The following is a 15567-nucleotide window of genomic DNA, read 5'->3' on the forward strand; positions in this document are numbered from 1 at the left end:
CCGGCGATGCGCTCGCGGGTTTGGCCCTCGGCCCGACACTTCCGGTCTGCTGCCGCGCTGCAATAACCGAGGCTATGTGCCATGAACGGACTCATGCGCCGCAGCAAATCGCTTCGTTATTCGATCACCCTCGTCGGCGCGGGCAAGCAGCGTGGGCCGTAACCCGCTCTAGTCTAGTAAACGATAGGGCAATGTAAGGGCGCACTCTCATCGCAAGCGAGTCCTCAAATATCGAATGCCAGCCAAAATCGAATCACATCATCATCTTCCCGTGCTTCATATGACCCATATGATGCTTGTGATGCCGATGCATATCCATCATTGTCCTTTCGCATCCGCGCATGCCGTCTTTGGCCATAGCGGTGTTCACCATCTGTAAATGCTTGTACATCTCCGACTTATGCGGACCGTCCGGCATAACACCGACCATCGTCGTCATTTTCGAAAGGTGAGCACCAGAGCATGACATTGTCTTGGAGGATGCAGGGCTGACTGCGAAAGCACTGGTCGCCATGACCGCTGCGAAAATGATTGCGTATTTCATTATGGACTCCATTGGAAAGAATGGGCGTATTTGCCAATCGAATGGTGTGTTGTTCTGATTGCGGCTTACGGACTGCGGCGACGAAACGCCATGACACCGATACCAAGGACGACCAGAGCGAGCACGAGCACGCCGATCCCTCCGAACCCGCCCATTCCGTAGCCCATCCCCCATCCCCAGCCGCCACCCATCATGCCGCCCTGACCCGGCCCCTGACCGGACATCTGTGCCTCCGCAACGGTCGCGAGGCTCAAAGTCGCGAACGCAGATACGGCGAGCAAACGCGCCGATGCGCTATGGATTAAAGACATGACAAATCTCCTGAAAACATCAGATTAGGATGTCGCGATTTAAACAATGTTCCGCAGGGTCGATTTGTTCCACCGGCTGCGGCGCAACCAATTGGCATCCCAGAACTGAGGAGTGTCCGCTCGGGGGTCAATCGCGTCGTTTTGGCCACCGGGCAGCTACTTCCGGTCTGCCCCAATCAACGGACATCGCCAGACCGACCCGGTTGGTCCGTTTCGTGGCAACACCGGACTGGTGCACCGCAGTAAATTGCAAAGCTATTCGATCACTTCGTGGGCGCGAGCATTCTCAGGGGTAGCGCCGTCAATCATTCGCGTGGATCATGACCGAGGCCATAAATGCTGCGACCGCGGCGGAATATTCTTCTAATCCCTTGAAATTGAAATGCATGTCACCTTTCTTCCAATACAGATCCTCGGGATGCGATCCGAATCGCTGCTTCAACGTCTTGGTGGCATTGAAGAAATGAAAGTTGTTGTCGGCGCACATTTTCTGTACCGAAGAGCTGACAAGATCGTTCCACACGCGGCCAGAAGCGTCGGGTTTCAAGTGCTCAAGATGTGGATGATAGATGAATATCGCGCGGCTTCCGTCCCGAGTGTAGTCCTTTAGTACCTCGGCCAGTTCCTGCAGATTCTGCCTGAAGCTCAAAAGCGGCTCTGCGTATTTCCGTTCGAGATCGGCGTCATGGTCCTGAGAATAGGAAAACAGAGTGAGGTCCGACCGGTATTTCTCCATCACCGCTGGCATGTGCACATAGGAATGCCAGAGCTTTGCTGCAAACCGCATCATATACAATGGATGCTTGCGAGCCTCCATGAGGCCCATACTGCATTCGTGTCCGATGGGTGAAGTCCTGACGCCGACATTCTGTCCGCGTTCGTTGCGGACAATCAGGTTGCGATATCGAGCGAAGTCGTCGTACAGATCGGTCTCGTCCACGTCTACCACGATATAATCGGGACGCACAATCGGCAGCAGCTTCTTGGCTTGCGGCACGAAGATGGCCGGGGAATACGAAGTGTATCCCGCATTGTGGACTTTCAGACAAACGCTGCGCTCTCTCTTGAAATATTCTGCGACGTGATACGGCAGCGTATTCTTCTCGCCGTAGCCCTCCATGAATGAATCGCCCAGAAACAGTACCGAAATGGGCTTTCGACACCCGGCCAGCAGTGCCATATCGTCGATGACCCTGATTCCGTTGGTGTCGTAGGAGCTCTTGTAGCTGAAGCCGGTCAGATCACCGTAAATGCAGAGGTTCTGGTTTTCCGGCGTCGGCTGATGGTTCACGACGTCGGATTGCCATTTCAGATTGATGCCCGCCATTTCAAGATCGTATAGCGGACCGAAGTACTGTTGCATCCGCAGCCCGATTTCAAAAATACCGGCCCAGGTGATGACCAGCAGCGCCGCCTGTCCGAGGAGGTTAAACAGTCTCTTCAATGACGGTCTCCAAAATGAACTCGGAGTGGCTTTACGGCTGCCGAGAATGCGTTGCAATTTTTGGTTGATCGGTCAGGCCGCCGCTCCACCTGCAAGGCCAATAAATTCACACGACGTCGCATACGAGACCCCGAAACCATAGTGCGACAGTGTAGCTTTCCAGGCCCGACGTCTGGAAGACGTCCGACCCGGGTTAGCTGAAATATTTGGGGGCGGATGTCCGCTCCGGGTCAATAGCGTCGGTATGACGGACGGCCAACCACTTCTGGTCTACCCAAATCAACGGACATCGCCAGACCGGCACGGTTGGTCCGGTTCGTGCCAGAAGCAGGCATCCCGCGACGAGCGGCTTCACGAAGCAGCAAAGAGGTCCCAGCGACCCGGTAGCCCTTTGAGTTCGCACGGTTCGCGGGGGCTGAAGTTCACACCGGCACCAGCAACGAGATCAGTCACGACGCGAGAAACCAAGGTTTCGCCAGCGCGTGCCTCAGACATAATCCGTGCAGCAGTATTGACCGCGATACCGGCTATATCCTCGCCCCGTAACTCGACTTCGCCGGTGTGTAGTCCGGCACGAAGCATGATTCCAAGTCGTGCGGTGCTTGCCGAGAATGCCACAGCGCACTTGATGGCGCGCCCAGGTCCGTCAAAAGTTGCCAATATTCCATCGCCTGTCATCTTGATCAACCGCCCGCGATATTGTTCGACTGTGCGGCGCGCGAGCTTGTCGTGCTCATCGAGCAACCGATGCCAGTTGTTATCACCAAGGATCACTGCTTGCCTTGTCGAGTCAACGATATCGGTAAAAAGAACAGTAGCCAACACGCGCTCGATTTCGTCCACGACAACCTCCCGACGACCGGTAACGAACTCCTCGATGTCGCCGATGATGGCTTCGACATTCCTTTGAGCCCACGGCCGATGATCGCCGGCGGGATACTCGATGTAGCGCGCGCCCGAAATGTGGGCCGCCAAGTAACGGCCGTTGGCGACTGGCACGGCTGCATCAGCCTCGTTGTGCAGAACGAGAGCGGGCAAACGGAGTTGCGGCAGAATGGCGCGAACGTCGATCAACGCATTGGTCTCAAGCATCGCCTGATAGGCGCTGGGACTAACGATGAGCCTCTCGCCCTTGGCCCAGATCCTGACCGCTTCAGGATCGCCGGCAAGGCTTGGAGCGAACGCCTTAACCGATGCGCCGCTGCCCCAATACTTCACAGAGCGAATCATCTGCTCCAGTGAAAACATATGAATGTAGTCGTCGCAGTTGGTGAAACGGGCAAATCCACCATAGAGGATTAGATGGGAAACTCGTTCGGGATAGGTCGCCGAAAACAGAGCGCTCATCGCCGCCCCCTCGGAATAGCCGAACAAGGCCGCACGTGAGATACCCAGCGCCCTCATCACCGCATCCAGATCGTCCATCCGTTCATCGAGCGTAGGGCTGCCAGCAACTCGGTCAGACAAGCCCTGGCCTCGCTTGTCGAAGCATATCACGCGCGCGAAAGCAGCAAGCCGGCTCAGGAAATCCGTGTAACCTGAGAGTTCATGGAAAAACTCGATATGCGAAAGCAGGCCCGGGACCATGATCAGGTCGACCGGACCGTCGCCCATCACCTGATAGGCGATACTGACGTTTCCGCTGCGCGCGTAGTGGGTCTCGGGCAACTGCATTGGCGTCATCGACCAGATTTTCCAGATGTAACCAAAATCAAGCGTACCTAACTTCCGGTTTAGCAGGAAGTCCCGAAGCGAAGGAGCGATGTCTCATGTCCGCCTTAGGTCAATCGCTCCGGCATGACGGACGGCCAACCACTTCCGGTCCACCCCCAACTTCAGACTTGTCGCTGCACCGCAAAAACTGACGCTTTGTGCCAATAGGCGACTTTGAGTGTTATAATGCCCCTCCGCTCATGAGAGGGTTGCATGAGGATTCTTATCAAAGCTCTATGCGTGGCGCTCGCTTTGGTTGCAACTCCGACTTTCGCAAGCCCTGCAGAAGAGGCCAGCGCTGTGGTCGATCAGTGGTCGGCAACATACAGCGCCAACGATCGTAATGCACTGGCAAAACTTTATGCTCCGGATGCCCTTCTTCTCGGAACGACCGACGCGGTCGCGACCCGAGGCACGGATGCGATTTGGGAGTATTTCGTCGCGCTCGAGAAGGGTGGCCGCAGGAACGCGATTCAAGAGAAGACTGTAATCGTGCTTAGCGAAAGCGCTGTCGTTGTTGCAGGATTTTATGACTTTGCTCGAAAGGAACAAAACTACGAACCCCGACCATCGCGTTTTACATTTGTGGTTGTGAAGCGCGACGGTAAATGGGTGATCGCGCATCATCACTCGTCGCCACGCGCTGCTCAGCGGCAGTGAGCAAACTGCTCGGAAATGTTTGCGCCATTGAGTTGCGATCAGAAAACGATTGGCGGGTCGGACTCGCGCCGTGAGCGCATCATTCGTCGATTCGGCGTCGGCTTGCGTTGGCCCAGATGTCTGCTCAGGGTCAATCGCTACAGGGCGGCCGAAAAGTTCCCTTTGGCCTAAAACCGACCAGATTCCAATGCCCAATTCGGTGGCTCAACTTTTCGCCTCCGTCACCGGAGGCGTATGACATGCAGGCCATCTATGCCGGTTTGTGGCAATTGCTACATGAGTGAGGTATGAGCAGAAGAAAAGTAGCCGAAAACCCGGGGAGGGTCCGACTTGGCCGTTAAAATAGCATCCCGGAGGTCCAGGCGACGCAGGAACCAACGTCGCCGCAGAGTTCTGTACGGTTTGGCCGCCGCTGGCTTGGTCGTCACAACGATCACTGCCGTCATCCTGTTCGTTACCTTGAGGCCTGTAACGCTGCGTATCGCTGTTGCTTCAGTCAGCGAGGATGCAAAGATGGTCGAAGCAATCGCCCGTGTTTTCACACGCGAACGCAGCTCAGTTCGGCTCTTACTGACTGTAATGGAGCAAGGACAAGCCGAAGCTCTCTTAAACACGGGTGGCGCGGACTTAGCAGTTGTCCGAAGCGACGCAATGCCAAGCAATTGTTCTGCCATTGCAGTATTGCGGAAACGCGCACTCTTCGTTTGGACGGCAACTTCGCCAGGCCAAAAGACCTCACGTGGCATCGAGTGGAAGAACGTCACTGGCTCAAAAATTGCTATGCTCAATGGATCTCCTGCGGATCACGCCTTGCTCAACGTCGTTCTTGCGTCTGAAGGCGCTACGCCGGGCAAAGTGGAAATTCTAACGCTTGGCAGCATGGATGCCATGGCAGTCGACAAAAGCATCAGTGTCTTTGCGACAGTGGGTGTAATCAAGAGCAAAACGATTGCGGAAGGATTTCGATCATTCTCGCGTCTGAGGGAAGTGCCCAACTTTCTTGGCCTTGAAACGGCTGACGCGATCATACTCCGGCAGCCGCAGTTGGAGACAGCGGAGATCCCGAAGGCTGCTTTCGCGTCTGGCCCTGCATTTCCGGCAGAAGCGGTAAGTGTTATTTCATTCAGCGATCTTGTCGTGGGTAGCAAGGCCCTTTCTGAGCAAGCTGCTGCGGCATTTGCGCGTGAGTTGTTCGCTCATCGGCAAACGATATTACGCGAGATACTGGATACGGCGAATATCGAGAAGCCTAATACCGAAAAAGATGCTGCTATCCCCGCGCATCCTGGCGTAGCTGCGTACATCGATGGAACAGAACGGACGTTTCTTGAGCGCTATGGCGACTATTTCTGGGGCAGTATTCTTGTGTTGTCTGCATTGGGATCGTTTGGCGCAGGTCTCCGAGCGTTTTTTCATCCAGATGAGCAGGAGAATGTCTCAGCGCTTCGGGACAGGGTTCTCGACTTGGCGGCCAAGGTTCGTGATTCGACGGGTGAGGACCTGGTGCCGATCGAGAAAGAGATCCAGCACATCGTGCGAGAAACACTGGACAAGTACGAAGAGGGTGCGATTGAAGAAGGCGCACTTGCTGCGCTCGGTTTGGCTATCGAGCAGTTTCGAGCAGCTGCTGCCGGCCGGATCGTTGGGTAGGTGGCTGCTTCACGGGCACATTCCTAAACCGACTTGAATCGAAACTCCCACAACAAGTCGCAATCGTCTGGCTCCGGTTGCGCAAGGTAACGGCTAGGTGAGCTTAATTTTCTCCTCTTAATCATTATGTACTGCCTGAACGTTTGTTCAGAAAAAGTTCCTCCCCCTATCTGGAAAAAGTGGAACGTGCGAAGCGACAGATCGTTAGCGGTTAACATCTAACCATGGAGGAACGTATGCTCAAGAAATCACTAGTTTTCACTGGTGCTATTCTGTTCGCAACCTCTGCATTCGCGCAGTCTCCGACCACCAAAAGCGCCCCCGGCCAACAGATGCAGAAGGCCCAGGACACAGGTCAGCCATCAACGGCTCCGGGCGCCTCGGAGTATGCTCCAGGCAAAAAGATGCAGGCCGCTAAGAAGTCTGGAAAAAAAACTGGACCGGGCGCCTCTGACTTCGCTCCGGGGCAGCAGTCAACGACGGGTTCTGCAAGAGCCAAGAAGTAGTCATAACTCGAACAAGAGGCCCGGCACCTTTATACGTGTCGGGCCTTTTGCGGCAAGAACGCGGCCGGCTTACGGATTGCAGGGTCCTCGGGATAGGAGCTGGCGGTTTGATGCCCGCAGTTATGAGAGTCGTAACCTGTTTGACCCTCTGCCCGGTCACTTCCTACCTCGAACACGGACATCAACAGACCGGCCCCGTTGCCATTCGCTAGGCGTCTCACCACGTCCGCTTCGGGTCAAGACCGGCCGCACTGATTTGCAGGACGGGGTTAAGCGAAAATTTGCCCGTCTCGCGTGGTTTTGTCATAGCACATCCGGGGGCGGTCCCGGGGCCGCAAGCTCGCGATGGCGGTTACCTCAATTCACCTGACGGTCTTTCCCCGCCCAATAGGGATCGCGCAGGTGGCGTCGTAAAATCTTGCCAGACGCGTTGCGCGGCAGCGCTTCGATGAAATCGATGGTCTTCGGGGTCTTGAAGCCTGCGATGCGCTCGCGGGTGAAATTGATGATGTCGGATGACGTCGCTTTCTTGCCGGGCTTCATCACCACGATCGCCTTGACGGCTTCGCCCCATTTGTCGTCGGGCACGCCGACCACGGCGACTTCGGCGACGTCGGGGTGGTCGCAGATCGCGCTTTCGACTTCGGCGGGGTAGATGTTCTCGCCGCCGGAGATGATCATGTCCTTGATGCGGTCGTGGATGTAGAGGTAGCCGTCCTGATCCATGTAGCCGGCGTCGCCGGTGCGCAGCCAGCCGTCGCTATCGAGGGTCCTGGCGGTGGCTTCCGGCAGATTCCAGTAGCCGGCCATGTTGGAGCCGGAACGGGTCGCGATCTCGCCGACTTCGCCCGGCGGCAATCGCTTGCCGTCGGCGTCGAGGATCGCGAGTTCAATGCCGGGCAGGGCCTTGCCGGCCGAACGCATGCGGTCCAGCCCCTCGATGTGATCTTCCGGCGGCAGCGCCACGATCGTGCCGGTGGTTTCCGTCATGCCGTACATCTGCACGAAGCCGCATTTGAAGACTTCGATGCACTCCTTCAACAGCGCCGCCGGGATCGGCGAGGCGCCGTAGAGCATGTATTTCAGCCTGGAAAAATCCACCTGCCGTGCGCGCGGCTGCCGTACCACGAACTGCATGGCGGCCGGCACCATGAACAGTTTTGTGATGCCGGACTGCTCGAAGAAATCGAGCACCTTTGTAGGATCGAACTCGCGGGCGATCACGCCCCTGGCGCCGTGATAGAGGCCCATCACGCCCCAGCCGGAGCCGCCGATATGGAAGATCGGCATCGCCACCAGCGAGACGTCATCGGTCGACCACTTGTTCCAGTCGGGTTTCTGGTCGCGGCCGGTTTCCACCAGATTGAGAAAATTGGCATGCGACAGCATCGCACCTTTCGGCTTGCCCGTGGTGCCGGAGGTATAGAGCTGGATCGCGATATCCTTGCGGTCGATCGCGACCTTGGGGTCGTCGCCGCTCCGGGCATCGCGCCATGCGGTAAAATCCTGCCATTCCGGCGCGCCGCCTTCCGTGGTGATGACGGTGCGCAGATCAGGCAGTTGCGATTTGATGTTGCGGACCTGGGTGACGAATTCAGGCCCGACGAACAGCACCGGCGCCTTGCAATCCCCGACGATGAAGGCGACCTCCGGCCCGGCCAGCCGCCAGTTGACCGGCGCCATCACCACATTGGCCTTCATCGCGCCCATCAACAGTTCGAAATAGATGTCGCTGTTCTTGCCGAGATAGGCGATCCGCTCGCGCGGTTTGACGCCGAGCGCGATCAGCGCGTTGGCGACGCGGTTGGTTCTGATATCGAACTCGGCGAACGAGGTCTGGCGTCCCTCGAATTCATAGGCAATGGCATCGCCGCGCGTTTCCGCCCGTGCGCGCACCATGTCGGCCAGGTTGGCCGGTTCATCTGAGGCGGACATGTTTCTCCCGTGCGGTTTGTTTGTTGTCCTTGTCGTCGTCCCTGCCTGGTGCGCAATTGCGCACGGGGCGCAGGGACGACAAGATCATCCCCGCTGCGCGCGGTCCTTTTCGTTCTGCGCCTTGATCGAATCGCGGGCCCGGGTCCAGTCGGCGTCGGTCCAGTCGCGCATCTCGTAGAAATTGCCGCCGGTGGCCAGCGCCTGGGCGCCGTCCATGGCGATGGTCTCGCCGTTGATCCAGTCGCAGCCGCCGGAAATCAGGAACACCGCGAGGTTCTGCAACTCTTCCATCTTGCCGACCCGACCCATCGGATTCCTCTTGATGGTGCGCGCGCCCGGCTCATCGCCGGGGTTGAGCCGCTTGCTCATGCCTTCGGTCGGGATTTCGCCGGGCGCGATGGTATTGAGCCGGATGCCGTAGCGGCCCCATTCCATCGCCAGCGACATGGTCATGGCGTGGATCGCGGACTTGCTCATCGCCGACGGCACCACAAAGGGGCTGCCGTTGCGGACCCAGGTCACGGTGATCGACACCACGTTGCCGGGCTGCTTGTTGGCGATCCAGCGCCGGCCGACCGCGTGGGTGACATAGAAGGTGCCGTGCATCACGATGTTGGCGATCGCGTCGAAGCCGCGCGGCGTCAGGTCCTGGGTGCGCGAGACGAAATTGCCGGCGGCATTGTTGATGAGGTCGGTGAGGGGGCCCCGCGAAAAAATGGTTTCGATCATCTCGTCGACCGCGAGCGGGTTGCGGATATCGACCCCGTGGGTCGTCACCCGGCCGCCATGGAGGTCCATCAGCTCGGTCGCGGTTTCGTCGCAGACGCCCTTGCGGCGGCCGCAGATATGGATCTCGGCGCCGAGCTCGAGGAAGCGCGCGGCCATGGCCTTGCCGAGGCCGCTTCCGCCGCCGGTGACAAGGATGTTTCGTCCGGTCAGGAGTTTTTCAGTGAACATAGCTGGTTTCCGCCCAAAGGGATTGCCTGTTAATTGGTTGATTGACTAAATCCGCACAACGCCTTTCTGTAAAGCGGCAACAACCTGGAACAAGTGTGCAAGGGAGCAATGCGATGGAGAAGCGCGTCGAGGTCACGATTTCGGAGGGCGTCGCCGACGTCCGCCTGGTCCGGGCGGACAAGATGAACGCGCTCGATGCCGCGATGTTCGAGGCGCTGGTGGCGACTTCTGCCCGGCTCGCCCAGGAAAAAGGCCTCCGCGCGGTCGTATTGTCAGGGGAGGGGCGGGCGTTCTGCGCCGGCCTCGACATGGGACGATTTGCCGCCATGAAAGAAAAGGGCGGCAACGGGGTCGCCGGCGGCGAAAAGCGCGACCTTTCCGCGCGTACCCACGGCCTCGCCAATTTCCCGCAGCAGGCAGTATGGGGCTGGCGCCAGCTGCCGGTGCCGGTGATTGCCGCCATCCAGGGCGTGGCGTTCGGCGGCGGCTTTCAGCTCGCGCTCGGCGCCGACATGCGGTTGCTGGCGCCCGATGCCCGGATGTCGATCATGGAGATCAAATGGGGGCTGGTGCCCGACATGGCGGGGACGCCGATCCTGGCCAGCCTGGTCCGCGATGATATCCTGCGCGAACTGACCTATACCGGGCGCATTTTCTCGGCGCAGGAGGCGTTGAGCTACGGCCTCGCCACCCGGATCTGCGATGACCCGCGCGCGAGCGCCTTCGAACTGGCGCGCGAGATCGCGGGCAAGAGCCCCGACGCCATCCGCGCCTGCAAGCGCATGCTCAACAACCTCACGGTCGATCCGGGACCTGCGCTTTTGGCTGAGTCCGTCGAGCAGATGAAATTGATGGGCGGGCCCAACCAGCGGGAGGCGGTCAGCGCCAACATCGAGAAACGCGTGCCGCGTTTTGCGGATGCAGGATAACATTCGGGCGCCAAAAGACGTCATTGCGAGCGAAGCGAAGCAATCCATCTATCAGCACAAAGAAAGAATGGATTGCGTCGTCGCAAGAGCTCCTCGCAATGACGAACTCTGAGAGTGCCGTCTGACGGATAGAAGAGACCAAAAAAAATGTCCACATCCCACCCCAACCTCGGCATCATCAGCGGCGATCGCAGTCGCAGTCACGCCGACGTTGCCGATCGCGTCGACCGCATTGCCGGCGGATTGCGCAAGCTCGGCGTCGGGCAGGGCGACAGCGTCTGCATCCTGATGCGCAACGACATCGCCTTCATCGAGACGGCGTATGCCGCGATGCGGCTCGGCGCCTACGGCGTGCCGGTGAACTGGCATTTCAAGCCGGAGGAAATCAATTACATTTTAAAGGATTCCGGAACGCCTGTTTTGATCGGCCATGCCGACATGCTGCATCAATTGCGCGACGCGATCCCCGCCGGCGTCACCGTGCTCAGCGTGCCGACGCCGCCGGAGATCCTTGGCAATTACAAGATCGACCCCGCGCATCTCGCGACGCCCGGCTTTGCCACCGATTTCGAACCCTGGTTGCAGGGGCAAGCCCCTTACGGCGGCCCGGCGCTGCCGCAACCGCAGAACATGATCTACACTTCGGGCACCACGGGTCACCCGAAGGGGGTGCGCCGCAACGCCCCGACGCCGGCGCAGAGCGCCAATGCGGAAGCCATGCGCGCGATGATCTACGGCCTGAAGCCGGGGGCGCGCGCGCTGCTGCCGGGCCCGCTGTACCATTCCGCGCCGAACTCGTTCGGCCTGCGCGCCGGCCGTCTTGGCGGCGCGCTGGTGCTGATGCCGCGGTTCGACCCGGAGGAATTTCTCCGGCTGGTCCAGGATGAGAAGATCGACACCATCTTCATGGTGCCGACCATGTTCATCCGGCTGATGAAGCTGCCGGAAGCCCTGCGCAGGAAATACGACATGTCGTCGCTGCGGCACATCATCCACGCCGCCGCGCCCTGTCCGGCCGACGTCAAGCGCGCGATGATCGAATGGTGGGGGCCGGTGATCTACGAGTTCTACGGCTCCACCGAATCGGGCGCGGTCACGTTTGCGAACTCCGAGGATGCGCTGAAGAAGCCCGGCACCGTCGGCAGGATTGCGCCCGGCGCGGAGCTTCGCTTTGTCGGCGACGACGGGAAGATCTTGCCGCAAGGCGAGATCGGAGAGATCTATTCGCGTATCGCCGGCAATCCGGATTTCACCTATCACAACAAGCCGGAAAAGCGCGCCGAGATCGATCTCGACGGATTTATTACTTCGGGCGATGTCGGTTACATCGACCAGGACGGCTACGTCTTCATCTGCGACCGCAAGCGCGACATGGTGATCTCGGGCGGCGTCAACATCTATCCCGCCGAGATCGAGGCGGCGCTGCATGCGCTGCCGGGGGTGCACGATTGCGCGGTGTTCGGCATTCCCGACGCGGAATTCGGCGAGGCGCTGATGGCTGTGGTGGAACCGCAGCCCGGCGTGACGCTGGATGTCGCCTCGATCCGCGCGCAGCTCAAGACTTCGCTGGCCGACTACAAAGTCCCAAAGCACGTCGAAATCCAGAAATCCCTGCCGCGCGAGGATTCCGGAAAGATCTTCAAGCGCCGCCTGCGCGATCCCTATTGGGAGCGGGCGGGAAGGAAGATTTAATGCCTGTCGTCCCGGCGTTCGCGGGACGACAAAGAGGCCGCCGCCATCTTTATCTTGCACTGCGGCAAAAAACTTGCACACTCCCGAATTGCCGGGCAATTTCTGGAGTAACCGACCATGTCACCCCAGATCGCGCCTTCCGACCCTGATTTGCGTCCCAACCGCGGCGAGGACATCGAGGCGGATACCCGGCTTCGTGAAGACATCCGGCTGCTGGGCCGCATTCTCGGCGATACCGTGCGCGACCAGGAAGGCGCCGACGTGTTCGACCTGGTCGAGCGCATCCGGCAAACCTCGATCCGGTTCCACCGCGACGACGCCAAGCCGGCGCGGCGCGAGCTCGAACTGATCCTCGACAGCATGTCGACCAGCCAGACCGTGCGCATCGTGCGCGCCTTCAGCTATTTTTCGCACCTCGCCAACATCGCCGAGGACCAGAACAACATCCGGCAGATGCGGGTGCGCTCGACTGGCGCGCCAAGTCCGGGCACGCTGCCGCTGACCCTGGCGCATGCCCGCGCGGCGGGTTTTAGCTCGGCCGATCTACGAAAATTCTTCTCGGAAGCCCTGATCAGCCCGGTGCTGACCGCGCACCCCACCGAAGTCCGCCGCAAGAGCACGATCGACCGCGAAATGGAGATCGCGGCCCTGCTGGACCGCCGCGAACGGGTGCAACTGACGCCGGAAGAGATCTCGGCCAGCGACGAGCAGCTGCGCCGCGAGGTGCTGACGCTGTGGCAGACCAATTTGTTGCGCCGGACCAAGCTCACCGTGCTCGACGAAGTCGCCAACGGCCTGTCGTTCTATGACTACACCTTCCTGCACGAGGTGCCGCGGCTGCACTGCGCGCTGGAGGACCGGCTGAACGAGGGCGACAGCGCCGCGCGGGGCGAACTGGCGTCTTTCCTGAGGATGGGAAGCTGGATCGGCGGCGACCGTGACGGCAACCCGTTCGTGACAGCCGAGGTGATGCGCGGCACGCTCGGGCTGCAGTCGAGCCGGGTGCTGCGCTTCTACCTCGAGGAACTGCACGTGCTCGGCTCCGAGCTGTCGATGGCCGCCCACCTGGCGGACGTCTCCAAGGATCTGCGCAACCTCGCTGAACGCTCGCCCGACAAGTCCCCGCATCGCAGCGGCGAGCCCTATCGCCTCGCGGTATCGGGGATTTACGCGCGGCTCACCGCCACTGCGCTGAAGCTGGATGTCGGCATCACCCGGCGGCCGGTCGGCGAGGCCGCGGCCTATGCCAATGTGGCGGAGTTCAAGACCGATCTCGATATTCTCTATCGCTCGCTGGTCTCGAACAATTCGGGCGTGATCGCGCGCGGGCGGCTGCGGCTGCTGCGCCGCGCCGTGGATTGTTTCGGTTTCCACCTCGCCAGCCTCGACATCAGGCAGAATTCCGCCGTGCACGAGCGCACCGTCGCCGAATTGATCGATGCGGCGATGCCCGGCATGTCCTATCTGGCGCTGAACGAGGAGGCGAGGATCGCGCTGCTGGCGGGCGAACTGCGCAACGCCCGTCCGCTCACCTCCGCCTTCGTGAAATACAGCGAGGAGACCGCGGGTGAACTCGCGTTGTTCCACGCCGCCGCCGAGGCCCACGCCAGGTTCGGCAGCGACGTGATTCCCCAGTGCATCATCTCGATGTGCAAGGGCATGTCCGACATGCTGGAGGTCGCGGTGCTGCTGAAGGAGGCCGGGCTGGTCCATCCCTCCGGCCGCAGTTCGATCAACATCGTGCCGCTGTTCGAGACCATCGAGGATTTGCAGGCATCAAGCGGCATCATGGACCGCATGCTGGCGCTGCATGATTACCGCAAGCTGGTGGACAGCTGCGGCGCGGTGCAGGAGGTGATGCTGGGCTATTCCGACAGCAACAAGGATGGCGGTTTCGTCACCTCGGGCTGGGAGCTCTACAAGGCCGAGATCGGACTGATCGAGGTGTTCGAGCGCCACCACGTGCGGCTGCGGCTGTTTCACGGCCGCGGCGGTTCGGTCGGCCGCGGCGGCGGGCCGAGCTACGACGCCATCATCGCGCAGCCCGGCGGCGCGGTGAACGGCCAGATCCGCATCACCGAGCAGGGCGAAATCATCTCCAGCAAGTATTCCAACGCCGAAGTCGGCCGCAGCAATCTGGAAATCCTCGCCGCCGCCACGCTGGAAGCCAGCCTGCTGCAGCCCAGGCACAGCGCGCCGCGGCGCGAATATCTGGAGGCGATGGGGCAATTATCGGAGCTCGCTTTCAAGGCCTATCGCGGGCTGGTCTACGAGACCGACGGGTTCGTTGAATATTTCTGGGCGTCCACCGTCATCACCGAGATCTCGACGCTGAACATCGGCAGCCGGCCGGCCTCACGCAAGAAAACCCGCGCCATCGAGGATCTTCGCGCCATTCCCTGGGTGTTCAGCTGGGCGCAGTGCCGGCTGATGCTGCCGGGCTGGTACGGCTTTGGCAGCGCGGTGGAACGCTGGATCGCCGATCATCCCGACAAGGGCATGCCGTTCCTGAAAGAACTTTACCGCGAGTGGCCGTTCTTCCGCACGTTGCTGTCGAACATGGACATGGTGCTGGCGAAAAGCTCGATCGCGATCGCCTCGCGCTACGCCGAACTGGTGCCGGATACGGAGCTGCGCGAAAAAATCTTCGGCCGCATCCGGCGCGAATGGCACCTCTCGATCGAGACATTGCTCGACATCATGGGGCAGGAACGGCTGCTGCAGGGCAACCCGCTATTGGAACGCTCGATCCGCAACCGCTTCCCGTATCTCGATCCGCTCAACCATGTGCAGGTCGAGCTGTTGAAGGAGCATCGCGCACAAAACCCCGACGAGCAGGTGCTGCGCGGCATCCAGCTCACCATCAACGGGATTTCGGCGGGGCTGAGGAACAGTGGGTAGGAACCGTCATTTCGGGGCGTGCGAAGCACGAACCCGGAATCCCGGGATTCCCCGATGTGCAATTGCACATCTGAGGTCCACGCGAAGACGAGTGTCCCGAAATGACGACGGACGGGGACTACGGCTTCATCGCGCCCTGCACGCTGGTGTAAACGGCATGGAGCGATGACGAGCCGCAGATATACAGCCGGTTGCGCTGCATCCCGCCGAAGCACAGATTGGCGACCGTTTCCGGGATCTGGATCTTGCCGAGCAGGTCGCCGTCCGCACTTTGCGTCATTTCGTTGCGATGCGGCGGCTCGGACGCTCTTGGAGCAACAGCAGA

The 15567-nt window shown here is 60.0% G+C and carries 11 protein-coding genes and 1 pseudogene; 5 read left to right on the forward strand and 7 right to left on the reverse strand.

The window, feature by feature from the left end:
- Positions 1-253 precede the first annotated feature (253 nt).
- From Q8N40_RS15645 to Q8N40_RS15660, 4 genes are all read right to left on the reverse strand, one after another.
- Positions 254-544 carry a hypothetical protein gene (locus Q8N40_RS15645; protein WP_305322780.1) on the reverse strand — a complete coding sequence of 97 codons (291 nt, stop codon included), beginning with the start codon at positions 542-544 and terminating at the stop codon, positions 254-256.
- A gap of 65 nt (positions 545-609) precedes the next feature.
- On the reverse strand, positions 610-855 hold the full coding sequence (locus tag Q8N40_RS15650; RefSeq protein ID WP_305322781.1) for a hypothetical protein: 246 nt from the start codon (positions 853-855) through the stop codon (positions 610-612).
- Between the two features lie 301 nt (positions 856-1156).
- The gene (locus Q8N40_RS15655; RefSeq protein WP_305712446.1) at positions 1157-2299 is read right to left on the reverse strand and encodes a hypothetical protein; all 1143 of its coding nucleotides are present in this window, start codon (positions 2297-2299) and stop codon (positions 1157-1159) included.
- Between the two features lie 351 nt (positions 2300-2650).
- Complete coding sequence (locus Q8N40_RS15660; protein WP_305712447.1) at positions 2651-3982, reverse strand: adenylate/guanylate cyclase domain-containing protein; 1332 nt, start codon at positions 3980-3982, stop codon at positions 2651-2653.
- Between the two features lie 243 nt (positions 3983-4225).
- Between Q8N40_RS15660 and Q8N40_RS15665 the strand changes: the two genes are divergently transcribed.
- The gene (locus tag Q8N40_RS15665; RefSeq protein WP_305322784.1) at positions 4226-4672 is read left to right on the forward strand and encodes an SgcJ/EcaC family oxidoreductase; all 447 of its coding nucleotides are present in this window, start codon (positions 4226-4228) and stop codon (positions 4670-4672) included.
- A 402-nt stretch (positions 4673-5074) separates the two neighbouring features.
- Positions 5075-6322 carry a TRAP transporter substrate-binding protein gene (locus tag Q8N40_RS15670; protein WP_305712448.1) on the forward strand — a complete coding sequence of 416 codons (1248 nt, stop codon included), beginning with the start codon at positions 5075-5077 and terminating at the stop codon, positions 6320-6322.
- Between the two features lie 863 nt (positions 6323-7185).
- Here the strand turns inward: Q8N40_RS15670 and Q8N40_RS15675 are convergent.
- Both Q8N40_RS15675 and Q8N40_RS15680 read right to left on the reverse strand, forming a co-directional pair.
- Positions 7186-8763, reverse strand: a complete 1578-nt coding sequence (locus Q8N40_RS15675; protein WP_305322785.1) for a fatty acid--CoA ligase — start codon at positions 8761-8763, stop codon at positions 7186-7188.
- A gap of 84 nt (positions 8764-8847) precedes the next feature.
- Positions 8848-9720 carry an SDR family oxidoreductase gene (locus tag Q8N40_RS15680; protein ID WP_305712449.1) on the reverse strand — a complete coding sequence of 291 codons (873 nt, stop codon included), beginning with the start codon at positions 9718-9720 and terminating at the stop codon, positions 8848-8850.
- Between the two features lie 113 nt (positions 9721-9833).
- On the opposite strand from Q8N40_RS15680, the gene Q8N40_RS15685 reads away from it, so the two are divergent.
- From Q8N40_RS15685 to ppc, 3 genes are all read left to right on the forward strand, one after another.
- Entirely contained in the window at positions 9834-10649 is an 816-nt protein-coding gene (locus Q8N40_RS15685) for a crotonase/enoyl-CoA hydratase family protein (RefSeq protein WP_305712450.1), read from the forward strand.
- A 147-nt stretch (positions 10650-10796) separates the two neighbouring features.
- Entirely contained in the window at positions 10797-12341 is a 1545-nt protein-coding gene (locus Q8N40_RS15690; RefSeq protein ID WP_305712451.1) for an acyl-CoA synthetase, read from the forward strand.
- 117 nt (positions 12342-12458) lie between these two features.
- A complete protein-coding gene (ppc, locus tag Q8N40_RS15695) occupies positions 12459-15242 on the forward strand; it encodes a phosphoenolpyruvate carboxylase (RefSeq protein WP_305712452.1) in 2784 nt (927 codons plus the stop codon).
- Between the two features lie 118 nt (positions 15243-15360).
- Here ppc and Q8N40_RS15700 read toward each other — a convergent pair.
- Positions 15361-15567 (reverse strand): annotated as a pseudogene (locus Q8N40_RS15700) (hypothetical protein); the annotation flags it as partial.

Origin of the sequence: Bradyrhizobium sp. (genome assembly GCF_030693485.1) — a bacterium.
GTDB lineage: Bacteria > Pseudomonadota > Alphaproteobacteria > Rhizobiales > Xanthobacteraceae > Bradyrhizobium.